Source organism: Labrenzia sp. R5_0 (assembly GCF_017743835.1).
GTDB classification, from domain to species: Bacteria; Pseudomonadota; Alphaproteobacteria; order Rhizobiales; family Stappiaceae; genus Roseibium; species Roseibium algicola.
In genome coordinates, this window is sequence record NZ_JAGHRK010000001.1 from 253,111 (window position 1) to 275,513 (window position 22,403).

At 59.2% G+C, this 22,403-nt stretch carries 23 protein-coding genes, 1 tRNA gene and 1 riboswitch; of the genes, 9 read left to right on the forward strand and 15 right to left on the reverse strand.

Translation table 11 applies throughout. The features are described 5' to 3' along the window. Positions 1–109: 109 nt before the first annotated feature. Complete coding sequence (locus J7447_RS01180; RefSeq protein ID WP_209168500.1) at positions 110–757, reverse strand: alpha/beta family hydrolase; 648 nt, start codon at positions 755–757, stop codon at positions 110–112. A gap of 115 nt (positions 758–872) precedes the next feature. Here J7447_RS01180 and J7447_RS01185 point away from each other — a divergent pair, with 115 nt between their 5' ends. Next, positions 873–1,718, forward strand: a complete 846-nt coding sequence (locus tag J7447_RS01185) for a sterol desaturase family protein (protein WP_209168501.1) — start codon at positions 873–875, stop codon at positions 1,716–1,718. A gap of 31 nt (positions 1,719–1,749) precedes the next feature. On the opposite strand, the gene J7447_RS01190 is transcribed toward J7447_RS01185, so the two are convergent. Continuing rightward, positions 1,750–2,631: a transporter substrate-binding domain-containing protein gene (locus J7447_RS01190; protein ID WP_209168502.1), complete on the reverse strand. Its 882-nt coding sequence runs from the start codon at positions 2,629–2,631 to the stop codon at positions 1,750–1,752. Between the two features lie 180 nt (positions 2,632–2,811). Then, complete coding sequence (locus J7447_RS01195; protein WP_031269661.1) at positions 2,812–3,261, reverse strand: Lrp/AsnC family transcriptional regulator; 450 nt, start codon at positions 3,259–3,261, stop codon at positions 2,812–2,814. Positions 3,262–3,411: 150 nt separating this feature from the next. On the opposite strand from J7447_RS01195, the gene J7447_RS01200 reads away from it, so the two are divergent. Continuing rightward, positions 3,412–3,618 carry a DUF1127 domain-containing protein gene (locus tag J7447_RS01200; RefSeq protein ID WP_055658103.1) on the forward strand — a complete coding sequence of 69 codons (207 nt, stop codon included), beginning with the start codon at positions 3,412–3,414 and terminating at the stop codon, positions 3,616–3,618. A gap of 40 nt (positions 3,619–3,658) precedes the next feature. Here the strand turns inward: J7447_RS01200 and J7447_RS01205 are convergent. After that, positions 3,659–3,732 (reverse strand) — tRNA-Gly (locus J7447_RS01205). Positions 3,733–3,901: 169 nt separating this feature from the next. On the opposite strand from J7447_RS01205, the gene J7447_RS01210 reads away from it, so the two are divergent. Continuing rightward, positions 3,902–4,702 carry an ion transporter gene (locus J7447_RS01210; protein ID WP_031269660.1) on the forward strand — a complete coding sequence of 267 codons (801 nt, stop codon included), beginning with the start codon at positions 3,902–3,904 and terminating at the stop codon, positions 4,700–4,702. Positions 4,703–4,934: 232 nt separating this feature from the next. Here J7447_RS01210 and J7447_RS01215 read toward each other — a convergent pair whose 3' ends face one another. Continuing rightward, positions 4,935–5,483, reverse strand: coding sequence for a YigZ family protein (locus J7447_RS01215; RefSeq protein WP_209168503.1), 549 nt, complete (start codon positions 5,481–5,483; stop codon positions 4,935–4,937). A 6-nt stretch (positions 5,484–5,489) separates the two neighbouring features. Then, on the reverse strand, positions 5,490–6,626 hold the full coding sequence (locus J7447_RS01220; RefSeq protein WP_051990224.1) for a 2'-deoxycytidine 5'-triphosphate deaminase: 1,137 nt from the start codon (positions 6,624–6,626) through the stop codon (positions 5,490–5,492). 138 nt (positions 6,627–6,764) lie between these two features. After that, a riboswitch (SAM riboswitch) is annotated at positions 6,765–6,844 on the forward strand. Positions 6,845–6,889: 45 nt separating this feature from the next. Between J7447_RS01220 and J7447_RS01225 the strand changes: the two genes are divergently transcribed. Then, the gene (locus tag J7447_RS01225; RefSeq protein WP_168691215.1) at positions 6,890–8,089 is read left to right on the forward strand and encodes an O-succinylhomoserine sulfhydrylase; all 1,200 of its coding nucleotides are present in this window, start codon (positions 6,890–6,892) and stop codon (positions 8,087–8,089) included. Here the strand turns inward: J7447_RS01225 and J7447_RS01230 are convergent. Beyond that, positions 8,086–8,703: a CDP-alcohol phosphatidyltransferase family protein gene (locus J7447_RS01230; RefSeq protein WP_209168504.1), complete on the reverse strand. Its 618-nt coding sequence runs from the start codon at positions 8,701–8,703 to the stop codon at positions 8,086–8,088. The two genes, J7447_RS01225 and J7447_RS01230, sit on opposite strands and share 4 nt — an antisense overlap. A gap of 210 nt (positions 8,704–8,913) precedes the next feature. Between J7447_RS01230 and apaG the strand changes: the two genes are divergently transcribed. Further along, a complete protein-coding gene (gene apaG / locus J7447_RS01235) occupies positions 8,914–9,315 on the forward strand; it encodes a Co2+/Mg2+ efflux protein ApaG (RefSeq protein WP_023001798.1) in 402 nt (133 codons plus the stop codon). 13 nt (positions 9,316–9,328) lie between these two features. On the opposite strand, the gene J7447_RS01240 is transcribed toward apaG, so the two are convergent. The 3 genes from J7447_RS01240 to J7447_RS01250 form a co-directional block, all read right to left on the reverse strand. Continuing rightward, positions 9,329–9,733 (reverse strand): hypothetical protein, encoded by a 405-nt coding sequence (locus J7447_RS01240; RefSeq protein WP_023001797.1) that lies wholly within the window; start codon positions 9,731–9,733, stop codon positions 9,329–9,331. Between the two features lie 109 nt (positions 9,734–9,842). Continuing rightward, positions 9,843–10,943: an alpha/beta fold hydrolase gene (locus tag J7447_RS01245; RefSeq protein WP_209168505.1), complete on the reverse strand. Its 1,101-nt coding sequence runs from the start codon at positions 10,941–10,943 to the stop codon at positions 9,843–9,845. Positions 10,944–10,961: 18 nt separating this feature from the next. After that, complete coding sequence (locus J7447_RS01250) at positions 10,962–11,375, reverse strand: tellurite resistance TerB family protein (protein WP_023001795.1); 414 nt, start codon at positions 11,373–11,375, stop codon at positions 10,962–10,964. A 322-nt stretch (positions 11,376–11,697) separates the two neighbouring features. Here J7447_RS01250 and J7447_RS01255 point away from each other — a divergent pair, with 322 nt between their 5' ends. Beyond that, positions 11,698–13,356: a lysine--tRNA ligase gene (locus J7447_RS01255; protein ID WP_023001794.1), complete on the forward strand. Its 1,659-nt coding sequence runs from the start codon at positions 11,698–11,700 to the stop codon at positions 13,354–13,356. A gap of 82 nt (positions 13,357–13,438) precedes the next feature. On the opposite strand, the gene J7447_RS01260 is transcribed toward J7447_RS01255, so the two are convergent. The 4 genes from J7447_RS01260 to J7447_RS01275 form a co-directional block, all read right to left on the reverse strand. Further along, the gene (locus tag J7447_RS01260; protein ID WP_023001793.1) at positions 13,439–14,242 is read right to left on the reverse strand and encodes a pyrroline-5-carboxylate reductase dimerization domain-containing protein; all 804 of its coding nucleotides are present in this window, start codon (positions 14,240–14,242) and stop codon (positions 13,439–13,441) included. Between the two features lie 226 nt (positions 14,243–14,468). Next, on the reverse strand, positions 14,469–16,445 hold the full coding sequence (locus tag J7447_RS01265; RefSeq protein ID WP_209168506.1) for a methyl-accepting chemotaxis protein: 1,977 nt from the start codon (positions 16,443–16,445) through the stop codon (positions 14,469–14,471). Positions 16,446–16,671: 226 nt separating this feature from the next. Then, positions 16,672–17,613, reverse strand: coding sequence for a thermonuclease family protein (locus J7447_RS01270; RefSeq protein ID WP_209168507.1), 942 nt, complete (start codon positions 17,611–17,613; stop codon positions 16,672–16,674). A gap of 18 nt (positions 17,614–17,631) precedes the next feature. Then, positions 17,632–18,315: a helix-turn-helix transcriptional regulator gene (locus J7447_RS01275; RefSeq protein ID WP_062489987.1), complete on the reverse strand. Its 684-nt coding sequence runs from the start codon at positions 18,313–18,315 to the stop codon at positions 17,632–17,634. Positions 18,316–18,467: 152 nt separating this feature from the next. Between J7447_RS01275 and J7447_RS01280 the strand changes: the two genes are divergently transcribed. Both J7447_RS01280 and J7447_RS01285 read left to right on the forward strand, forming a co-directional pair. After that, the gene (locus J7447_RS01280; protein ID WP_209168508.1) at positions 18,468–18,812 is read left to right on the forward strand and encodes a DUF952 domain-containing protein; all 345 of its coding nucleotides are present in this window, start codon (positions 18,468–18,470) and stop codon (positions 18,810–18,812) included. After that, positions 18,809–19,903 (forward strand): quinone-dependent dihydroorotate dehydrogenase, encoded by a 1,095-nt coding sequence (locus tag J7447_RS01285; protein ID WP_168686009.1) that lies wholly within the window; start codon positions 18,809–18,811, stop codon positions 19,901–19,903. The genes J7447_RS01280 and J7447_RS01285 overlap by 4 nt, the downstream gene beginning before the upstream one ends. Positions 19,904–19,915: 12 nt before the next feature. Here the strand turns inward: J7447_RS01285 and J7447_RS01290 are convergent, their stop codons facing one another. Then, positions 19,916–21,268, reverse strand: coding sequence for an MATE family efflux transporter (locus tag J7447_RS01290; protein ID WP_209168509.1), 1,353 nt, complete (start codon positions 21,266–21,268; stop codon positions 19,916–19,918). Between the two features lie 182 nt (positions 21,269–21,450). On the opposite strand from J7447_RS01290, the gene J7447_RS01295 reads away from it, so the two are divergent. Beyond that, positions 21,451–22,398, forward strand: a complete 948-nt coding sequence (locus tag J7447_RS01295; protein WP_209168510.1) for a histone deacetylase — start codon at positions 21,451–21,453, stop codon at positions 22,396–22,398. Positions 22,399–22,403 lie beyond the last annotated feature (5 nt).

Genomic DNA, 22,403 nt, shown 5'->3' on the forward strand with positions numbered 1-22,403 from the left:
GTCGTGAAATTCAAAAAGCCCGGATCGGAAACGGTCCGGGCTTTTTTCCTTGCTGCCTTGCGCGAGAGCCCTGGACTTGCGCTGCGCTTGTCGGGGTATGTAGTGGGCCTTAACTCGTGAGCCGATCCACGAATGCCCTGACTGCTTCGGCTGCCAGTTTGATGTTGCCGTCGAGTGTCGCCGGCGACTTGCCGCGCGGTCCGAAGTCGTGGTTGCCGTCTTCCAGATAAGTAAGGCTGACATGAGCTGGCAAGGTGACTTCATCGAGTTCCGCCTTCGAGCCGAACGGATCCCGGTCGCCCTGGAGTACCAGAACCGGCCGTTTGGCGTCCTGCAGCGGCTGGAGCCGCCACTCGGCATCGGCCTTGCCGGTCGGGTGGAAAGGGTAGCCGAAACAGGCAACGCCCTTGGCGCGGCCGGGCAGCGAGCCGCCGCCCGCCAGCATCGCGGCGACCCTACCACCCATCGATTTGCCGCCGATCAGCAGAGGGCTGTCGCTCTGGCTGAGGACAGATTGCAGGGCGGTCTGGAACTCGGCAATCAGCTTGTCGGCCCGGGGCGGCGGCTTTTTCGGGCCTCCCGTCCGGCGACCGGCCATATAGGCAAATTCAAAACGTGCGGCTGCAATGCCTTGGCTCGCGAGGGCTGCCGCGAGCTTGTTCATGAAGGTTGAGTCCATGGCTGCGCCAGCGCCATGGGCCAGCAGCAGTGTTGCCACAGGTGGCGTTTCGGGGCGGTTCCAGAGAAAGTCGGTCATGATGATGTGATCTGTCGCAGCGGCAAGGAATGATATCAGGAGTATTGTCGTATCGCCCTATCGTGCCATCGGGACCGTGGCAAGCAGCATTAGTCAGGACGTTTCAAAAGACCCCATGTTTGACCAGATCGACATCAACCAGGTTCGCATGGCCTGTTTCGGCGGCATCTTTCTGATAATGGCGCTGTTGGAGGCGGGTTTGCCACGGCGGCGCCTGAAGAGCAGCCGTTTGAAGCGCTGGCCGACCAACTGGGGCATTGTTCTGCTTGATGCCCTTCTGGTGCGGCTGATCTTCCCCATCGGCGGCGTCGGCCTTGCAATGCTGGCACAGGAAAAGGTTTGGGGCCTCTTTGCATTGCTCGGCTGGTCGGGTGTTGTGGCTGGTCTGATCACCTTCGTCGTGCTCGATCTTGCGGTGTGGTTCCAACACCTGGTGTCGCACAAGGTTCCCCTGTTCTGGCGCATTCACCGCATGCACCACGCAGATAGTGAGGTGGACGCTACAACCGCGCTCAGGTTCCACCCGATTGAAATTCTGCTGTCATTCCTCTGGAAAGGGCTGGTCATCATCGCCCTCGGCGGTCCTGTTGAAGCCGTGCTGATCTTCGAGATCGTTCTCAACGGCTCTGCGGTTTTCAGCCACGCCAATGTCCGCTTGCCGCTTTGGCTGGACCGCCCCTTGCGGTTTCTGATCGTCACTCCGGACATGCACCGCATTCATCACTCGGTGCTACCGCACGAGACGGATTCCAACTACGGGTTCTATCTTTCGGTCTGGGACCGCCTGTTCGGAACCTACGTGGAAGATCCCGAGCAGGGACAAGAGACGATGGAAATCGGGCTCGGTGCCGCGCTCACGCCGCGTGCGCATTCGTTTCCCTTCAGCCTGGCGATCCCGTTCCTGAAAAATCCGGACCGCCGGAAGGCGGCGCGTGTCGAGGACGCGAAAGGCAAAAGCTGACCTGGTTCTTTGTCGGGAATGGCCGGAAAGGTCAGAAGAAGCTCATGGGAAAATAGCGCAGGTAAAGCTCGCGGTAGATGCCCTTCTGGTGAAGCTGGCGCAAGGCATATGTAAGGGCCGCAGCCCGTTCCGGATCGTCCTGGCGGGTCGCAATGGCCATGCCTTCATCAAAATAGCCCGGCTCCAGCCACGGGCCACCGGCAAAGGCACAGCAGCCATCTGCAGCTTCGCTCGGCAGCCAGAAGGACAGGTTCAGGCCGTCGCCGAACAGAGCATCGGCCGAACCGCCCTTGACCGCCTCGCGTGTCGCCTCTGCGGTTTCCAGACTGATGATCTCGGCATCGGGAAAGAAGCGCTTGGCAAACGCCTCGTAGCGGGATCCGGCTTCAACGGCTATCCGCTTGCCGGTGAGCGCCTGCTCGTTGAAATCGGACGCGTTGTACGCCCGAACCACAAACCGCGCCGGCAGCTTCAGATAGTCCTCGGTGAAGTTGAGGCGGCGCGTGGAGGGGAGGCTGCGCGACAGGCCGGAGATAATCGCGTCACCTTCTTCTTCGTCCAGTGCAGGCAGAAGAACCTCGAAGTCCTTGATGCGCAGGGCGCAGGAACTTCCGAGCTCCTGGCAGAGAGCCCGCGCAAGATCGACATTGAAGCCGGTAAGACGGCCATGCTGGTCACGGAACACGAAGGGCGGATATCCGTCGGTTGCCAGAAACTGGATCTTGTCCGGAATGGCATTTGGCCGGTCGTGGACGGCTTTCGGATCCCAGAAATTGGGAACGCGGACCGAAGCTTCCTGGGCTGAAACCGACAGGATGCCGAGCGCCAAAGTACCAAGCCCCAAAGTGCCAAGCGTCAGCAGCCCGGCTGCAACGCGGCAGATAGTCTTGAGAAGTGGCAGTGAAGCTGGCACGCGGACGTCTCGTTCCGTATCAAGTCATGGTCGGCAATACGCGCCGGGAATCGCGCAGACAGAATATCGCGAACCGGCAGCGCTTGTCAGCCCGCTCCGTCGAAGATGTCACGAGGCATTCCGAAAACAAACACGTGTACTCTGATACGCACAGCGTCGGCTGAATTCCGCGGAGTGCAGTCAGGTCTCCGGTTCCGGATCGTATGAGCGCAGGACGACGATCGTATCGAAGCCCTTGATGTCGTCTTCATAGAAATGCGCTTCGGTGAAAGTTGCATAGGCTTCCATGGAAGAACACTGCACGGTGAGTACCAGATCGGCCGGGCCCGTGACGTGGTAGATCTTTTTCACTTCCCGAAGCTTCAGCAACTTCTGCCGCAACTTCGCCATACGTTCCGGCTGTCCACGCGACAGCATCAGCATCACGAGCAAGGTAACGGAGGCGCCCGTTGCCTCCGGTGACACGATGGCCACTTCCCGCTCGATCGCCCCGACTTCTCTCAGGCGTTGCACCCTGCGCAGGCAGGCGGCAGAAGACAGGCCAACTTTCTCGGAAAGCTCCTTGCCGGTCTGGCGGGCATCGAGACTGAGGAGATGCAGCAGCTGATGATCGAAATCGTCCAGATCCATGTTGAAAAGTCCTGTTCGGCGTAATTGTGCGGTAGTTTATCTCAAAATCGGAATTTTTGCGAATTTATCGCTCAATTTTGAGAATTTTGCGCACTGCCCGTAGAGGCTTTTTCTAAACTTACTCCTGTCCGTTGGAAAGGAGCAAAACAGATGACCGATCACCTTGTACCTCTGCACCTGGCGCGCGTCCGTAGAGCCGGTCTCGTTGCTGCCGTCTTGCATTTCGCGCTGAAGTGCCTGCGCCGTCGGCGCGACATGGCGCACTTGGCGGATCTGCCCGACTATCTCTTGAAGGATGTTGGCCTCAGCCGCGCTGATGTCCGGAAAACCCCGCAGGTCGGCGAAACGCTGCGCTGAAGAAAAGCCAATGGGAAATTCAGGAATTGGATTGGTTGTTTGGAGCGGGTGAGGGGAATCGAACCCCCGTCTTAAGCTTGGGAAGCTTCTGCTCTACCATTGAGCTACACCCGCCGAACCTGATGAGCTTTCTGCGCCGACTTGCCCGACCTGTCAAGCACGCTTGTCTGATGGGTAGATGCTTTTCCAAAGCGCTGCGATCTTGCGCTGCGACGCTGAAATCGCCATGTTCCGGCCCGGGCAGTGCGGTACGCACGAAAAGACATCAAACCGGGTCATATATATGCGAAATCAGGTCAGGGCGCTGGTCACCTCACGCAACTGGGAAGTCTGCATCATCGGCGTTATCGTTTTGAATGCGGTGACGCTCGGTCTGGAGACCAGTCCTGCTGTCATGGCAGAGGTAGGCAGTTTCCTCAGGCTGGTCGATCAGGTGATCCTGGGCATTTTCGTCGTTGAACTGGCTCTGCGGCTCTATGCTCATGGCCTGAAGTTCTTCAAGGACCCCTGGAGCCTCTTCGACTTCAGCATCGTTGCAATCTCGCTGATGCCGGCAACAGGCAACCTGTCCGTTCTGCGGTCGCTTCGAATTTTGAGGGCTCTGCGCCTCATTTCCGTCGTACCGTCCCTGCGCCGTGTTATCGGCGGGTTGGTGGCCGCCCTGCCGGGCATGGGCTCCATCGTCGTGTTGATGGCGCTGGTCTTTTACGTCTTCGCCGTCATGGCAACCAAGCTCTATGGAGAAGCCTTTCCGGAATGGTTCGGCAATCTCGGCGCATCGCTCTACACGCTGTTCCAGGTCATGACCCTGGAAAGCTGGTCCATGGGCATCGTGCGTCCGGTCATGGATGTCTATCCCTATTCCTGGCTGTTCTTTGTCCCCTTCATCCTGTGCACGGCCTTCACGGTGCTGAACCTCTTTATCGGTATCATCGTCTCCGCCATGCAGGAGGAACACGAGGCTGAAGCCGACGCCAACCGTCAGGCCATCCATGACGACACAGGGCTGATCCTGGAAGAGGTCAGGGCGCTTCGTGCAGAACTGAAAGAGCTGAAGGCGGAAGCCGGCAAGACGCGGACGTAAGGCGGCGCGGCGGACTGAAACAGTGGCGTCAGCGGATGCACCAAGAGCTACTCACGATCTGAGGCGTCGTCCCATGGCTGAACCGTGGGAACCAGGACGCTCCGTTTCCTGAGCCAATTGTCTCTTTGTGACCGAGATCCAAGTATGGATTGCGGGATCAAGTCCGGCAATGACGACTGGGGGAGGGGCCGGCCCTAGTGACTTGGAAGGAGTGACGGGACGTCGACGCTCTCTAAAGTTCAGCCAGAACCTCTTCCGGCCCTTCGACGGTCAGCGTCACTCCGTCTTCGGTGTAGTCGCGCGCCATGACGGTGAGGCCGAGGGTCTCGATCCGCCGTTCCAGTTCCGATCCGGACGCAAAATCGGCGCGAACTGTTTTCGACAGTATCTTTTGAAACGGTACCAGGTCGGCGTTATTGATCGCATCCTGCGCTGCGCCGGAATAGGCTCGGGCCAGGCCCCCACCGCCGAGTTTCGTGCCGCCGAAATAACGCACGATCAGAACAGCGCAGTTGATCAGGTCTGCCCCTTGCAGCACGCGCAATGTCGGCATGCCGGAGGTGCCAGCCGGTTCACCGTCGTCCTTGCCGCTCTCCTCAATCCGGTCGTCTTCCAGAAGTCTCCGGTGCGCCGTGACGATGTGATTGGCCTTCTTGTGTTCCTTGCGCAGCTCGTCCATCCGCTGGTCGAACATGTCCACCGGCACCAGATGCGCCAGAAAGCGGGACTTCCGGTCTTCCAGAAATCCTTCAAACTCACGGGTGACGGTTTTCAGGGCCATCGGCGGTCAGGCGGGTGCCTTGAAGTGCTTGGACAGCTTGAGTGCCTGGCCCTGATAGTTGGAGCCGATGCCTTCACCGTAGAGTGTCGCCGGGCGCTCCGCCATGTGTTCATAGACCAGTCGCCCGATGGTCTGGCCGTGTTCCACGATGAACGGGACATCATGTGAGCGGACTTCAAGAACCGCGCGCGAGCCGACACCACCGGCACTGGCGTGGCCAAAACCGGGATCGAAGAAGCCTGCATAATGGACGCGGAATTCGCCGACGAGCGGATCGAACGGCACCATTTCGGCCGCATAGTCCGGCGGCACATGCACAGCTTCCTGGCTGACCAGAATATAGAATGCATCTGGATCGAGGATAAGTTCCGCCCGCTGGCGGCGATAGATAGGTTCCCAGAAATCCAGAACGTCCTGCGCGCCGACGACATCCACATCGATCAGTCCGGAGTGTTGCTTGGCGCGATATCCGATCAGGCTGTTGGGTCCGGTCCCTTCCAGATCGATGGAGAGCTGCACACCGTTGCCGATGCGCTCGTTGCCACCGCTCATCAGCGTGTGGGCCTTGTGCACCTCTTCCAGCTCCGCATCGGGAATGAGCGATTGACCGCGCCGGAAGCGGATCTGGCTGAGGCGGGACCCGGACCGCACGAGGATCGGAAAGGTCAGCGGCGAGATTTCGGCATAAAGCGGACCGGTGTAGCCGGCCGGAATGGTGTCGAAGGCAAGGCCGTTGTCTGTGATGACGCGGGTGAAGACGTCCAGGCGGCCGGTCGAGCTTTTCGGGTTGGCGGTTGCCGAAATGTCGGGAGCCAGGGCGAGGCTTTCCTGCAGCGGCACGATATAGACGCAGCCTGTTTCAAGGACGGCACCTTCGCTCAGGTCGACCGTGTGCAGTTTCATCTGCTCAAGCCGAGCTGCTACCTGGATGTCGGGGCCCGGCAGGAAGCTGGCACGCACCCGGTAGGCTTCCTTGCCCAGACGCAGGTCGAGGCTGGCAGGCTGTATCTGACCGGTGACAGGCGGCGCGTCCGCTGAAATCTCTCCGGCGGCGAACATGGCCTGGATTACCCGTTCCGGCAAAATGCCGTTTGCTGTGAGAAGTGCGCTTCCGTTCAAGACCTGACCCGCTGTGACGTTCATGAAGATGTTCCGCATTATGCTGGTCTATGGTCATTAAAGGATCGGGCCGCCCGCGCCAACAGGCATTCTGGCAGAACGGGGCTTTTGAGAGGATCGTGCGCAAGACAATTGACCTGTGCCTGCTTTTCCCGTAGGACAGGCTCACTTCGTGGTGATTTGGGCCGGCCGGCTTGCAGCCACGTTAAACAAGTTGCTAAAAAGGCCGGAGGTGAGAACCCCGGTCTTGAGGCTGGGGTTTTTTGCGTTTGGAGCGAATGAAAGACATGACTGAGACCACCAAGACCGGAAACAAGAACTGGCGCCCTGCAACCACTCTGGTTCATGGCGGCACCATGCGGTCACCGTTTGGTGAAACCTCGGAGACCATCTACCTGACCCAGGGCTTTACCTACAGCGGTGCCGAAGCTGCCGAGGCCAGATTCAATGGCGAGGACCCGGGTTATGTCTATTCGCGCTATGCCAACCCGACCGTCACCATGTTCGAGGACCGCATCAAGGCACTGGAAGGGGCTGAGGCCGCGCGGGCAACCGCCAGCGGCATGGCGGCCGTCAATCTGGCGCTGATGGCAGCGGTAAGGGCAGGCGATCACGTGATTGCCGCCAAGGCCCTGTTCGGCTCCTGCCGCTATATTTGCGAAACACTGTTGCCGCGCTTCGGCGTTGAAAGCACGCTGGTAGACGGAACGGACATTGAGCAGTGGAAGGCGGCTGTCCGGCCGAACACCAAGGCCCTGTTCCTGGAAAGCCCGACCAACCCGACGCTGGAAGTCATCGACATCGAGGCCGTGGCACAGATCGCCAAGGAAGCCGGTGCCCGTCTGATCGTCGACAACGTGTTTGCGACCCCGCTGTATCAGTCGCCGTTTCAGCTCGGTGCCGATGTGGTCGTCTATTCGGCCACCAAGCACATCGATGGTCAGGGCCGGTGCCTCGGTGGTGTGATCCTGTCGGACGAGGAATGGATCAACGACGAGGTCATGCCTTTCATCAAGCATACCGGTCCGCACATGAGCCCGTTCAGTGCCTGGGTCCTGTTGAAGGGCCTGGAAACGCTGCCGCTGCGCGTTGCGCGCCAGACGGAAACGGCGGGCAGGATTGCCGACTATCTGGCAAGCCAGTCCAGGGTCGCGCGGCTGATCTATCCGGGCCGGGACGACCACCCGCAGGCCGATGTTGCCAAACGCCAGATGAGCGGCGGATCCACCATGTTGGCGATGGAAATCGAGGGCGGCAAGGAAGCCGCGTTCCGTTTCACAAACGCGCTGGAAATCGTCAAGATCTCCAACAACCTGGGCGACGCCAAGAGCCTGATCACTCATCCGGCGACGACCACGCACCAGTCGATTGGCGAGGAAGCGCGCGCGGAACTCGGTATCACCGATGGTATCCTGCGGCTTTCAATCGGTCTGGAGGATCCGCAGGATCTGCTGGAAGATATCGAGAAGGCGCTCCAGGCGATCTAACGGCCGGTCTGCCGCAGCGCCTTCACGCCAATGAGCACGCGGGCGCCGGCGGACACGACGCATATCGCGGCAAAACCGTAGGCAAGCGCAGGAAACCAGGCGGGAACCAGGGCCATCAGCAGGAATAGAGCGATGGTCTCGGTACCTTCGGCCAGCCCGCCTATGTAATAGAGCGATTTGGAGCCCTGAGCGTCGGTGGTCAGCTTGTTCTTCTCCGCCATGATGGCAAAGGCCAGAAAGGCCGAGCCGTTGGCGTAGAAGCTGGCAAGAAGTGCCGCCGCCGGCAAAGCGTTGCGGGCCGGGTCCTGTATGGCAAAGGCCAGAGGGATTGCGCTGTAGAAGAAGAAATCCAGTGTGATGTCGAGGTAGCCGCCGAGATCCGTCTTGGCCGTTGCCCGGGCCAACGCGCCATCGAGACCGTCTGCAAATCGGTTGACCGCGATCAGGAACAAGCCGATCAGGGTATGACCCGTTGCGATAGCGATGGCTGCCCCCATGCCGGCAGCAAAGCCCGCCAGCGTCACGCTGTTGGCAGTAAGCCCCGTGCCGGCAAGGATCAGGCCCAGCCGGTTCAACGGCGGATCGATCAGCGGGCGCAGGTAGGCATCGAACATGAAGAGATCACTGTTTTGGGTCTGACAGATGGTGTTCTTGCAAAATCCGGCCTCAAATCTCAAGCAATTCCGGCCTCATATGTCACAACCCTCTTTCACGCTTGCGTCATTCGCCCTATAAGCCCCTCCTGAACGAGCGGGCACCACCCGTGGAAGTCGCTTCGGACCGGTCTATTTCAAGGTTCGCAGTTCTGAAATTAAGGAAAAGCCGTGTCTGGCAGTTACACCGCCATCACCCAAGGGATCGAAGTCTCCGTCGAGCCGTTTTATCTGGACGATGAATCGCGTCCGGAAGAGAGCGAGTATATCTGGGCGTATATGGTCGAGATCCACAACGGTGGCAGCGAACCGGTGCAGCTGAAGACGCGATACTGGCAGATAACCGATGCCAGAGGGCGCCAGGAAGAAGTCAGCGGCGAGGGCGTGGTCGGCGAACAGCCGGTGATAGAGCCTGGCGAGACCTATGAGTATTCGTCGCACTGCCCGCTTTCGACCGACAGCGGCATCATGGCCGGGTCCTACTCGATGGAACGTCCGGACGGCTCCATGTTCGACGTCGTCATTCCGGCGTTTTCACTCGATCTGCCGGATGCGATCCACAGCCTGAATTGAGGCTATCAGCCGATCAGATACTCAGCAGTCCGCCGACAAAGCCGATCAGCAGCCACAAGATCCACTTGCGGCGGTTGAAGGCCGTCAGCAACGTGACCGCTAGTATTCCGAAGATCAGATAGAGGATATGGCCGGCAAAGCCGGTGCCGAGCACCCATGCGAAAAGATCCGGATCCCGGTTCTTTGCCAGATGGAAATGGTCTTCGGCAAACATCACCAGCGCGTCGGCTGCAAGTCCGCAGACGAAGCCTGCAAAGGCAATCATCATTCGCGTGCCCCAGTTCGCCTGCTTTGGAGCGGTGCGAACCTGCACGTACCGGACAGCATAAGGCATGGGGCGCTGTACGCGCAGCCTCTGGCGGCGCCGCCTCAGTGGATAGCGCACACTTGTCCGCTCTCCGATTGCCTGATTGCTCATGTCCCTGTCTCCGCACTGAAGGACCCAAGGGTCCCGGCAGCCCACAAGCGTGCTGTCCCCGCACCGGTGATAAGGTGCGGCGGATTGAAGGACCGAAAACAAAAAGGGTTCAATTTGATCGATCTGGTGAAGTTGAAAGGCTGTTTGCTGTTGAGGCCTGTTCCTTGATCCAGATTGTTATGGTGTCCAGTGCGCCCGGTGCGTAGGCACGGCGCCCCAGGACCATGAACAAGGCCTTCGACCAGGAAGGCATTTGCCCCTCGAGCTGGTAGTTGAAGGCTTCCGCCCGCAACAGCGCATGGGTTGCTTCCGGGACGATCACGAAGCGGTTGGCGGGATTGTTGTCCGTCAGCAACTTTCGATAGATGCCGGAATTGAAATGAGGATCGACATTGAGGTCCTCTGCTCCGTGCAGTGTCAGAACGGGCGAGGAGATACGGGCAAGGGAGGCGGTGGAGTCGGAGGCCGCATTCCGGCGCGCGAAGGTGAAGCGATCTTCCGGCATCGGAACCCTGTCCATGCCGCTGTCGAGATAGTCCTGATAGGAAAAATCCCGGTCTAGAAACTTTTGTCCGTCTTTTGCGTCCTGCGCGAGAGCCTTGTCGATCGCCTTGCTGTCTGCACCTGCAAGGTCCAGCCTGCGCCGGGTATAATAACCAGCCTGCCGCAGCCAGTTGACAGCTCCGCCGACAATCACGAAGAAATCGCCCTGCGCTGGCGCTTCCGCCAGAATGGGCAAAACCCACCCCGCCTGCGAAAAGCCGAGAAATCCGGCTGGAGACGTCTTCAATTCGGGCTGTTCTTTGGCGGCCGCAAGGGCCGTTGCCGCGAGGCGGGCTCGCTCATCCATGGAAAAGGACAGCCAGTTGCCCTGGCTTTCGCCGACGCCAGGCTTGTCCCAGGAATAGACGGCAAGACCGCTGTCCAGAAGACGGCTGATGAGAGGCATGTACCCACCGCCGGAATAGCGGTCCGCTGGCCCGTCCCCGTGAACGATCAGGACCAGAGGCGGGTTTGCGTGCCCAGGATCTTGCAGGCGGGGCAGATGCAACGTTCCGGCGACGGAATGTCCGTCGAACGAAAAGGTAATCAGCCGGCTTTCGTATTCAGAAAGATCGAAATCCTGAAGGCCCTGGAAGATCAGGAAAACACCTGCCAGGACGGCTATTGATACCGCCCCGGCCCAGGCGAGGGCCTTCGTTGCTTTCAAATACCTGCTCCGAGAGGATCAGATGGTCCGGTGACGGGCAATCGCACCGCGCTCGATTGCGGCAACGGTCAGTTTGTCGAGTTTGAAGCGGTCACGCAGAAGCTGAAGGATGCGCAATTCTTCCTTCTCGACGTGGAGATCGGCAGCCGCGACTTCAACCCCAAGCGCATATGCGGTGTCGTAAAGCTTTGCCGGCAGGACGTCGCCAACCAGCTCCAGCACCAGCTGCAAGCCGTTGTCTTCCTGCAGGATGTCGCCGCAGCGCTGGGCTGCCGGGATGATCCGGTTGCCGTCATAGCCATTGAAAACGGGCAGCATCTTGATCATGTCGCCGATGGTGGCCAGTTCGTTGTCGGTCATCTGGTTGTCCGACGCCGAGACGATAACCATCACGTAGATAAGGGCTTCCTGTACGCTGATCGGCTCGTTCATAGACACTATTCATTCTCCCGTAGCGCCAAAAGACGGAAAATTTCTTCTTGATCGTGCGCCCGATGTAACGGGTTGGAAGACAAGCTTCAAGTCACCGCTACGAGGCAATCGATTGACCGGAGTTATCCGCTTTTTTCCGGTGCGATATGTCCGCAGGCGGAAAGAGTTCGCAAAGCCCGAGATTTCGGTCAACTTAGCTGTGTTCATGTGATTGCACATAGAGGCGCGTTGATCTAGTGTCGCGCCGCAGCAACCGGCCGAAAAGTCAAAAAACCGACCGGGTTGCATTCCATCCATTCTCATGAACAGAACGACTTGAAAAATGACCGATCAATCCCTGCCTCCGCTTGACCTTTCGCAAGAGTTTGTCGAGGCGGCCACGAAATCGAAAGCGTGGCCGTTCGAAGAAGCGCGAAAACTGGTCAAACGGATCGAGAAACGGGGAACGGACAAACCGGTTCTGTTCGAAACGGGCTATGGCCCGTCCGGCCTGCCGCACATCGGCACCTTCGGCGAAGTTCTGCGCACCACCATGGTGCGCACGGCGTTTCGGCTGCTGACCGAAGACAAGATCCCGACGCGGTTGCTGTGCTTCTCCGACGACATGGACGGCATGCGCAAGATCCCGGAAAACGTGCCGGACCGCGCAGCGCTTGAGCCATATCTGCAGATGCCTCTGACGGCGGTGCCGAACCCCTTCGGCGGCGACTATGAAAGCTTCGCCGAGCACAACAACGCCATGCTGCGCCGGTTCCTGGATACCTTCGGCTTCGATTATGAATTCGCCAGCGCGACCGAATACTACAAGGCCGGCAAGTTCGATGACGTGCTGATCCGGGCGACCGAGAAGTACCAGAAGATCATGGACGTGATGCTGCCGACGCTCGGCGCGGAACGTCAGGCGACCTATTCGCCCTTCCTGCCGATCTCGCCGACGTCCGGCCGCGTGCTCTATGTGCCCATGAAGGACGTCAATTCGAAGGACGGCACCATCACCTTTGCGGACGAGACGGGCGAGGACATCACGCTGCCGGTCACCGGCGGCAAGGTGAAGCTGCAGTGGAAGCCCGACTTCGGCATGCGCTGGGCTGCGCTTGACGTCGATTTCGAGATGTTCGGCAAGGATCATATGACCAATGCGCCGATCTACGACAAGATCTGCAACATCCTGGGCGGGACCGCTCCGGAACACTTCGTCTACGAACTGTTCCTGGACGAAAAGGGCGAGAAGATCTCCAAGTCCAAGGGTAACGGTCTGACCATTGACGAGTGGTTGACCTACGCTGCACCGGAGAGCCTTGCGCTCTACAATTTCCAGAAGCCGAAGACGGCCAAGAAGCTCTATTTCGACGTCATTCCGAAGGCGGTCGACGAATATTATACCTTCGTCCAGAAGTACGAACAGATGCCGGTCGAGCAGAAGCTTCAGAACCCGGTCTGGCACATCCATTCGGGCAACATTCCGAAGATCGACATGCCGGTGCCCTTCGCCATGCTGCTGAACCTTGTGTCCGCCTCCAACGCGGAAAACAAGGACGTGCTGTGGGCATTCATCTCCCGCTACGCTCCGGGCGTGACGGCGTCGACCCATCCGGAACTGGATGCGCTTGTCGGCTATGCGATCCGCTACTTCGACGATTTCGTCAAACCGACCAAGTCGTTCAAGGTGCCGGACGATGTCGAGCGCACTGCGCTGGAAAAACTGGACGAAACGCTGGCCGCCCTGCCGGCCGATGCGGATGGCAGTGCCATCCAGGATGCGGTGCTGGACGTCGCCCGGTCCATCGAGCGTTATCAGGACCCGTCCAAAAAGGGTCCCGATGGTGGGCCTGGCGTGTCCGTCGTCTGGTTCTCTGCGCTTTACCAGCTTCTGCTCGGGCAGGAAAAGGGACCGCGCTTCGGGTCTTTCGTTGCTCTTTACGGCATTGCCGAAACGCGTGAGATGATCCGCAAGGCACTGGCTGGCGAACTGACAGCCTGATTATCAGACTTCAGGAAAAAGCGGCGCACCAGCGCCGCTTTTTTTGTTTTTAGCTGTGCTCTCCGGCAGAAGAAGCGCGGTATCAGTCTTTGCCGGCAATCGTTCTGACGCGCTCCGTACTGGCGTCCAGCCCTTCACTGATCAGATCCGAAACACCCAGTTCCTTCAGCTTGACGAGACCGGCGGCAGTCGTTCCTGCGTAGTCGACCATCTCCTGAACATGTTCCGCCGGAGATCTGGTGTCACCGGCCATGATTTGCCCAGCCGACAGGATCAGCTGTTTTGCGGCGCGTTCGGCAATATGCCTGTCGACACCGTTTGACCTTGCATAGTCAACAATGCAGTCGGCGAAGAACGCGGCAAATCCCGGTACCGGACCGGTTATGGCGGTGAAGACCTCGATCTGCTGTTCGTCCTGGACTTCATCACTCGGGCCGCAGGCCGACAACAACGACTGGACGAGGTCCCTGTCTTCCTGCGAAAGCGGCGAAGCCGCACACCAGGGGGAGTAGGCCAGCTGCTTGCCCGCCGCCGGGCTCGACATGGCACGAACGACCTTTTCCGAGCCTGTGAGGGTTTTGAGCCTCTCACGTGAGACACCCGCCATGACCGAGAGCACCAGTTTTCCGGGCGCCGAAATGCTGACCGTTTCGACAAGCGCTGGCGGAACCGACAGAAGGATGACATTGCAGGCGTCAGCCAGAAGCTGATTGGATGCGGTGAAGGTGATTTCCGGCCAGCTTTCGAAGCCTGCGGCGGTTCCGGATCGATTGGATATCCAGAGCTGACGAGGTTTGACACAGCCGCTTTCCAGCCAAGCCGTCGCAATGGCGCTGCCGAGTTGCCCGGTTCCACCGATGATACCGACCTTGATTTCTCCAGTCATGAATACTCCAGATCCGGGACTTCCGAAGTCCGGAGCCTAATACCAATCAGGAAAAATAAGAAACCGGCGGATCACAATTGAGCAGAGGTTTGTCAGCAAGTCTGCCTGCATCCAGTGGTGTGAATGGCTGTAGCAGCCGTTCATTCAAACGTGCATGCGATAAAGCTGGATAAGGTGCCCTTTGGGGCACCTTATCAGGGTTGTCAGCAGGCGTTTCCCGCGAAGTTTATTTGTCTTCGTCGAAGAACTGGACGCCCGCCCTGGTGCCGTCCACCCAGATGATATGGCCAAGGCGCTCCTTGCCATCGCTACGGATGCAAACGGTTTTGCCCGCCTTTGCATCTTTTACGCCCTTCAGGCCGACACCCGTTACGGACACGTTTTCAAGCTCCACGGTCTGGATGGCGCCGTCCAGCAGAACTTCGGCCTTCTTGCCGACGTCCTGTCTTGGCGACTTGCGGGGTTCCGCGTCTTTCAGATCGGTTTCCATGGCGGCGGCAAGTTCCGTCAGGCCATTCAGGACTTCCTTGCTGGCCTTGTCCAGATCGACGAGAGCAGCGAAGGCTTCCGTGGAATTGCCTTGCTCGGCGGCATGCAGGGCTCTGTGGCCTGCATCATGAACTGCCTTGTGCGGAGTGACCAGGTTGCGGAAGACCGGGTGTGTCTTGATCTTCTCGTTCTTGATGGCGTCGTACCACTTGCCAAGACGGCAATGATGATGGTCGGGCATGCCGGAGGACGCCCAGTCGTCGTGTCCGGTCACTGTGTCGACGACACGCTTCTTGAACAGGACATGATCAATCTTCGCCATCTCCAACAGCGACTTGTCGGAATTGGCGTCGAAGAAGTTTTTGGCCGAGCCGCTGAAACTGTCGTTGCTCTGTTTCAGAACACGCTGCATGGCGCCGAGCTGCTGATCCGTATTCCGATTCGATTCAGCGACATTGGCGACGTTGCGAGCGATTTCGTGGCTGGCTTCTTTCTGCTGATGAAGGATGTCCGTAATCTGGGTGACCCGTTCGGAAACATTGCCAACCATCCCGTCGATGGATTGCATGAGTTCATTGGCGGCCGCGATGGCATCCTCGCCATTCTGGATGGCGCCTTCGGAGCTCTGGATGGCTGTCTGGATCGTTTCCATGCCGGCAGTCAGTGCTTCGATCCGCTGCGCGATGTCTTCCGTCGCCTTGCCGGTCTGCGAGGCGAGGGTTTTGACTTCCGAAGCAACGACGGCAAAGCCTTTGCCGGCTTCCCCTGCACGGGCGGCTTCAATGGTGGCATTCAGCGCCAGAAGATTGGTCTGGTCTGCGATGGATTGAATGACCGACAGGAATTCGCCGATCTGCGATGCAGCTTCGCTGAGGTCTGACAGGCTCTGCGCGGTTTGCCGGGACGTTGAGGAAATATCGCCGATAGCACTCGACACGGCCGACATCTTGTCCAGGCCATCCTTGGCGGCGTTGTTTGTTTGAACGGCTTCGTTGGCCGCGCCTTCGCTGTTTTCGGAAATCTGGCCGATGGAGGCGACAAGCTGGTCCGCCGCGGCGGAAATCGACTGGCCGTTCGCGTTGGCTTCCTGGGTATTGCGCGACAACAACGCCATCGACATGACGATTTCGTTCAGCTCGCTGATGGTGTTTGCGGTCGTGCGCAGGTTCTCCAGCCCGATCGTATCCCGCATTTCAGCGTCTTCAATGCGGCGCTGTTCCGTTTCGAACGCACGTTGTGCAAGGATCATGTCCAGAAAGAACCGTGTCACCACGGCCTGCATCTCGGCAATCATGGCCTTTTGCGAAAACCGGTGCTTCTTGACAATGACAGGAAGGATTTCGTTCAACAGCCGGCCAAACGCGGACATCAGCCATTCGGCCTTCAGCCCGATCTTTACGTGAGCCTGACCGATACGCGCAGCCTGTCCGATGAACTCCAGGTCCGGGTCGTGATTGAAGATATATTCCCAGTGTTTGGTTTGCGCATTTTTGAGAGGAACGGTGTTCTTCTCGTGGGCGCCCATTTTCTGGCGCAACTCTTCGTGCGAAACGAGTTCCTTGTAGAAGCGGTCCAGTATGTCGGGCAGGTGTTTTTGAAGGGAGTTCCATGCCGTCTGAGCGGAAGACGTGTCGCTTCCCGTTGAGGACATGAACTTGATGTACTTCGTGATATTGTCAGTTTCGACAGTGTTCTTGGGGGCAGGTGCGCTCATATTTCTTTGGTCCTCGTCACGGACTGATAATGTTGAGCCACTTTCCCTTATGGGCGTAAACATTGAACTAATTGTACTGATTGATTTGTCTATGTATTAACCCTATTCGCCGAAGGTATGAGCTGCTTCGAGGCGCTCGCAAGGATTTTTCAGCAGCAGTGAGAGGCGGTCGGTTGACGAGGAGAAACAAAGGCTTGCTTCAACGCGAAGCGGTGCCGCTCCAGCCCTACTGCACCGGCCGTTCTACTTGCGGGTAATCCTCGATTGCCAGTTGACCGTCCTCCGGCTGTTCCGGTTCGGTCCTCAGGCTCCATTCGACGATTTCCGGGGCAAGTTCCTCAAGGCCTGGCAAGGCAGACGGCACTTCTGTTTCCAGTTCGCTCGTCGGCAACTCGTTCAGCCATTCCGATTGCCACTTGCCGACTTTTCTGTCTCTGGCCTTTTCGGCAAGTTCCATGAAATCGGCAGGTGCGTCCGGCGCCGGATCCGCCCAGCCATAGCGTACAAGACGCTTGCTCAGGTCCATCGATCCGCGGGTGCAGGTTGCCAGAATCTGTTGCGGTCCGGTCTCCTCGATCTTTTCGCATACCACCTTCAATTGCCGCACCAGCCCTCTCAGGAAAGTGCGCGCCCTTGCGCCGCAAGGCCAGGTGCCTCCGAGACGGGAAACACAGGTTTCGTCCGATTTCAGCGGAACGATATGGGCAAGCGTTACTGTCAACCGGTCCGACTTGATGCGCCCGCCATCAAGAACCTGCACGCGCATCAGCTCCAGTGGGCCATCCGGAACCGGTTCAATCGGTGGATCCTTCAGTTCCAGGTAGCGTTTGGACGGTTCGATACGCTTCAGGTCACCTTGTACCTGCGGTGCCGATACCCCCTCCGGCGAAACGTTGCGAATGTCGTTCGGCAGCGGCGCAGCGGCGACGACGACGGGTTCACTTTGTGTCTGTGCCGGTTTCTGCGTCTGAGCTTGGGGAGGGGACGATTGCGGAGCGGGCTCGGGCATCTTTGCCGGCTCGCTTGTTTCCTCGGCGGCGCTGGTGATGCCCTCTGCCGCCAATTGCTCGTCCTGTACGGACGGCGGGTCTGCCAGGAGCAGCCAGGCGAGCAGACCACCTGCGGTGGTCAGCACGATTGCTGGCGTTATGAGAGGCCGAAGCTTCATCAAATGTGTGCTCGCAGGTTATTGGCTCGCCCAGATAATACGGGCTGTCCACTCGATTGCCGAGTGCTGAAAGCGCACTGACTGTGAATTGTCCCCGATTGTGCAAACCGCCAGGTCTTCGTCGCCTGTCTCCTGCAACGTGTAAAGCGACAACCGGCCACTGTTGAGCTTGATGGCAAGCCTGTCACCGGTGCGAAGGGGCGCGCCGGGAGCAACCACGACGATATCGCCGTTTCTGTAAAGGGGATGGAAGTCTTCGGTGCTGACCTGCAGCGCAAAAGCAGCGCCGATTTGGGGAAAGCTGAGACTTTGCCACGTCGCGCCGGCTGGCCGGCCGGCACTGTCGAAGGCGTTTCGCTCCGAGGCAGCATCAAATCCTGCAAGGGGCACCAAAGCTGGCGCAGCGTCGGTTGGCCCGCCCGGGGTTTCGACCCTGGCGGCAAACGTGTTCAAGGCTTCGCCGGTGGCGGCCAGCACCTTGGCAAGCGACTCTGTCGATGGCCACCGTGGGCGTCCGTCGCCCGCAACGCGTTTCGACGGGTTGAAAGCGGTCGGATCCAGTCCGGCACGCCGAGCCAGGCCGGACGGCGAAAGCCCGTTCTGCGAGGCGAGGGCATCAATGGCCGCCCAGACCTTTTCATGTGAGAGCACGGCTGCCGTTTCTCCGTATTGGCGCGACAGGAATAAATACCTTTCGCTCATATGGGTTTTCCCGATCAAAATTCAAAAGAAACAGGCTGGAGTCACTTGTGTCGCTTGTTCGCTACGGTTCGGATGAGTAGTGTCCCGACCGGCTGAGCATGCGCCGGGCCTTTGCCTGCCATGCCATCCCCGGCAAGAGGCAAGGCAGACAGATGACCCTGATTTTCAAGATCGTCCCGAAATCCATGTGGCAGGAGGCAACCGACCAAGGCGTCTTCAAGGGCGCGCCGGTGGACCTTCAGGACGGCTTCATTCATTTTTCCGCCGAGGATCAGGTCCGGGAAACCGCTGCAAAGCATTTCGCGGGCCAGCAGGATCTGTTGCTGGCCGCCTTTGATGCTGATGGGTTTGGCGACTTGTTGAAATGGGAAACTTCCCGGGGCGGGGCCCTGTTTCCCCATCTCTATGGCTCGCTGGACCCGAAGGCCGCACTTTGGGTGAAGGAACTGCCGCTTTCATCGGACGGGTCACATGACTTTCCGGAGCTGGATCAATGATACCGCCTTTCCTTGAAAACGTTGCGCTGAGAGGCCTGCAGTGCCTGGACGCCGAAACTGCGCACCGTGCGACTGTTGTGGCTTTGAAATCCGGTTTGATGCCGCCGCGCCGGAAAGTGTCTGACCCGCGCCTTGCAGTGAAGCTCTGGGATCTGACCTTTCCCAATCCGCTCGGAATGGCTGCAGGGTTCGACAAGAACGGCGAAGTGCCCGATGCGCTGCTGAAGTTGGGGTTCGGATATACCGAGGCAGGGTCGGTCACCCCGAAGCCGCAGCCCGGCAATCCGCGGCCGAGGGTGTTCCGCTTGCCCGCAGACGAAGGCGTGATCAACCGCTATGGATTCAACAACGAAGGCCACGCAGCCTTGCGCCAGCGGCTTGAAGCCCGCCGGCGGTTGACAGGAATCGTCGGCATCAATGTTGGTGCCAACAAGGATGCAACCGACCGGATTGCCGACTACGTCGCCGGGATCACCGCATTCGCCGATATGGCGTCTTATTTTACCGTCAACATTTCTTCGCCCAACACACCGGGACTGCGCGACCTGCAGGCCCGGTCCGCACTTGCCGATCTGCTGACTGCCGTGATCACGGCACGGGACGAGTGCACGCAGACGTTTGGGCGCAAGGTTCCTGTGCTCTTGAAGATCGCGCCGGACGTTGCTGATGAGGACCTGCAGGATATCGTCGAGGAAGTGCTCGCCAAGAGCGTCGACGGCCTGATCGTCTCCAACACGACGATCGGACGAGACGGCCTGAGCGGCAAGGGGCCGGCACAGGAAACCGGAGGCTTGTCGGGCAAGCCCCTGTTCCGGAAATCGACCATCATGCTGGCGCGCGCACGCAAACTGGCCGGACCGGACCTGCCGATCATCGGTGTCGGCGGCATCGACAGTGCGGAAACCGCCTGGACCAAGATCACGGCGGGGGCGGACCTGTTGCAGCTCTACTCGGCTCTAGTGTTCAAGGGCGCGGGGCTGATTGACGAGATCCTGAGCGGCCTTTCTGCAAAACTGGACCAGCACGGGATTGCGTCGCTGCGCGACGCGCGGGATGCCAATGTCGATGCCTGGGCATCGGAAACGGCTTAGATACAGCTGTTCTTATGTTTTGCCGAACGTCTCGGCTGCCCGCTTTCTGCAGGCGGCCAGCAATGTCAGGCCACGCGTTCCGAAGAACAGCAGGAAGGCGAGCCAAAGACCGTGGTTCCCCAGGATAGGAAACAGAAGGTAATAGGCAGCCAGGTAAACGACGAGCGACAACAGCATCATGTTGCGCATGGTCGATGACCACGTAGCGCCGATAAAGACCCCGTCCATCTGGAATGCCAGCACGCCGAAGACTGGGGTCAGTATCGCCCACACAAGATAGGTCGACGTTACCTGACGGACATCTTCTGCCGTCGTCATGAAATCGATCATGTACTGCCCGAAAAACCAGAACAGCGTCGACAGGATCCCCGCCAGGGCGAAGCTCCACAGTGCTGTCAGTTTCAATGCGCGGTCGAAGGCGGGCCGGTATCTTGCCCCGACCGCGCGGCCCGCAAGCTGTTCCGCCGCAGTTGCCAGGCCATCCAGAAAGAATGCAGCCAGCATGATGAACTTCTCAAGCAAAGCGTTTGCGGCCAATACGGTATCACCCTGGTCTGCCGAACGCGCCGTGAAAAACGCGAAGGCGAAGAGAAGGGTGAAGGAGCGGATCATGATGTCCCGGTTGACGGCCATCATGCGCACCAGCAGGCGGCGGTCGAAAATCACCTGAAAAGCCGGCCAGGACGTCTTGCCGGTGGTGAAGACGACCAGGCAGACGCCCAGTGCCGTTGCCGCGATTTCACTCAGGACAGTTGCCAGCGCGACACCTTCCACGCTCCAGCCGAAACCGGTGACGAACCAGACACTGAGTCCGATGTTGAGCCCGTTCAGAACAAGCTGAAGCACCAGCCCTGTTCCTGCGCGCCCGAGGCCGATGAACCAGCCGAGCATGGCATAGTTGGCAAGGAGAAAAGGGGCACTGTAGACGCGGATGTCAAAATAGCGGCTCGTTGCGGCCTGCACATCCGCACTGCCTCCCAGGAACCAGAGCCCGATTTCACGCAAGGGGGCTTGCAAGAGGATGACCAGGAGACCGCCGATAGCCGCAATCACGAAGGCGCGCAGCAGTGTTGCCCTGACTTCTTCTTCGTTCTGGGCGCCGAAAGCCTGGGCTGTCAGGCCGGTCGTCCCGGACCTCAAGAAGTTGAAGGTCGTAAACACCAGGTCGAAGATGATCCCGCCTATGGCGATCCCGCCAAGCAGCGCCGGGTCGCCAAGGCGGCCGATCACGGCCATGTCGACGATGCCGAGCAGGGGCGTCGACAGATAGGCGAGTGTCATCGGAATGGCGATGGCAAGAACAGTGCGGTGGGTAACCGCAAACGCCAGTTTCGGCCGCTCGCCGGTTGCTGAAAGTTGGGACATCGATGGCTCGCTTCGAGAGGAAGACCTTCATGTCTGCCTTGCCTCGGCACGTCAATTCATTTCGGCACATACCGGGTATTCACGGACATGGCTGCCGAATTTGCACTGAACCGTAAAATTCGGATCTGCTGTGTCGTTCAAAGGGGTGCCCGTAGCGTCGGCGCGCCTTATATTGCGCACAGATGACCCTGCCTATCGTTCACCATCCGGCCTACTGCGCCGATCTTCCCGCCAATCACCGGTTCCCGATGGACAAGTTCCGTGCCGTCGCCGAGTTGATACGACAGGAAGGGCTTCTCGGCGACAGCGCCTTTTTCAGGCCTCGTCCCGCCCCCTTCGAGTGGGTCGCACTCGCACATGATCCTGCCTATGTGGATCAAGTCTTCAATGCCCGGGTGCCGGAAAAGGTGGCGCGGGAAATCGGTTTTCCGATGCGCGAGGACATCGCCCTGCGGGCGCGCTGTGCAACGGGCGGGACTGTGTTGACGGGATATCTGGCGCTGGAGCACGGCATTGCCTGCAACACCGCCGGCGGCAGTCATCATGCCCGGCGTGCACACGGAGCCGGGTTCTGCGTCTTCAATGACGTCGCAGTTGCCATCAAGGTGTTGCAGGCGGACGGCGCCATCCGTAAGGCGCTGGTGGTCGACCTGGACGTGCATCAGGGAGACGGCACCGCGGACATCTTTCAGGGCGACCCGGATGTCTTCACTTTCTCGCTTCACTCGGAAAAGAACTACCCCGTGCGCAAGGTCCCCTCCCATCTCGATATAGGTCTTGCCGATGGGACGAGTGACGAAGTCTATCTTGCTGTTCTGGAAGAGGTTCTGCCTGATCTGCTGCGCCAGGGGCCCTGGGACATCGTTTTCTTCAATGCCGGCGTCGATCCGTATTCTGGTGATCGTCTCGGCAGACTGTCGCTGTCACGCGACGGTCTTTGCAGGCGTGACCGCTATGTCATCGAAACGGTGCGAAAGGCGGGCGTGCCGCTGGCGGGTGTTCTGGGCGGAGGCTATTCGACGGATATCGACGAATTGGCCGATCGCCATGTGACACTGCATCGAACAGCCAAGGCCGTTATGGCTGAAGATTTCACTATGGTTGCCGCCAATGAACAGGTGGCCGGCTAAAGCCA

Coding starts and splice junctions, on each gene's coding strand:
- J7447_RS01260 (WP_023001793.1), bottom strand. CDS start 14,242: ATGACTGGAGAAATCAAGGTCGGTATCATCGGTGGAACCGGGCAACTC.
- J7447_RS01215 (WP_209168503.1), bottom strand. CDS start 5,483: ATGGCCCTGAAAACCGTCACCCGTGAGTTTGAAGGATTTCTGGAAGAC.
- J7447_RS01280 (WP_209168508.1), top strand. CDS start 18,468: ATGACCCTGATTTTCAAGATCGTCCCGAAATCCATGTGGCAGGAGGCA.
- J7447_RS01220 (WP_051990224.1), bottom strand. CDS start 6,626: ATGAACGTCACAGCGGGTCAGGTCTTGAACGGAAGCGCACTTCTCACA.
- J7447_RS01200 (WP_055658103.1), top strand. CDS start 3,412: ATGACCGATCACCTTGTACCTCTGCACCTGGCGCGCGTCCGTAGAGCC.
- J7447_RS01225 (WP_168691215.1), top strand. CDS start 6,890: ATGACTGAGACCACCAAGACCGGAAACAAGAACTGGCGCCCTGCAACC.
- J7447_RS01265 (WP_209168506.1), bottom strand. CDS start 16,445: ATGAGCGCACCTGCCCCCAAGAACACTGTCGAAACTGACAATATCACG.
- J7447_RS01270 (WP_209168507.1), bottom strand. CDS start 17,613: ATGAAGCTTCGGCCTCTCATAACGCCAGCAATCGTGCTGACCACCGCA.
- J7447_RS01180 (WP_209168500.1), bottom strand. CDS start 757: ATGACCGACTTTCTCTGGAACCGCCCCGAAACGCCACCTGTGGCAACA.
- J7447_RS01230 (WP_209168504.1), bottom strand. CDS start 8,703: ATGTTCGATGCCTACCTGCGCCCGCTGATCGATCCGCCGTTGAACCGG.
- J7447_RS01295 (WP_209168510.1), top strand. CDS start 21,451: ATGACCCTGCCTATCGTTCACCATCCGGCCTACTGCGCCGATCTTCCC.
- J7447_RS01255 (WP_023001794.1), top strand. CDS start 11,698: ATGACCGATCAATCCCTGCCTCCGCTTGACCTTTCGCAAGAGTTTGTC.
- J7447_RS01185 (WP_209168501.1), top strand. CDS start 873: ATGTTTGACCAGATCGACATCAACCAGGTTCGCATGGCCTGTTTCGGC.
- J7447_RS01290 (WP_209168509.1), bottom strand. CDS start 21,268: ATGTCCCAACTTTCAGCAACCGGCGAGCGGCCGAAACTGGCGTTTGCG.
- J7447_RS01275 (WP_062489987.1), bottom strand. CDS start 18,315: ATGAGCGAAAGGTATTTATTCCTGTCGCGCCAATACGGAGAAACGGCA.
- J7447_RS01210 (WP_031269660.1), top strand. CDS start 3,902: ATGCGAAATCAGGTCAGGGCGCTGGTCACCTCACGCAACTGGGAAGTC.
- J7447_RS01240 (WP_023001797.1), bottom strand. CDS start 9,733: ATGAGCAATCAGGCAATCGGAGAGCGGACAAGTGTGCGCTATCCACTG.
- J7447_RS01250 (WP_023001795.1), bottom strand. CDS start 11,375: ATGAACGAGCCGATCAGCGTACAGGAAGCCCTTATCTACGTGATGGTT.
- J7447_RS01195 (WP_031269661.1), bottom strand. CDS start 3,261: ATGGATCTGGACGATTTCGATCATCAGCTGCTGCATCTCCTCAGTCTC.
- J7447_RS01285 (WP_168686009.1), top strand. CDS start 18,809: ATGATACCGCCTTTCCTTGAAAACGTTGCGCTGAGAGGCCTGCAGTGC.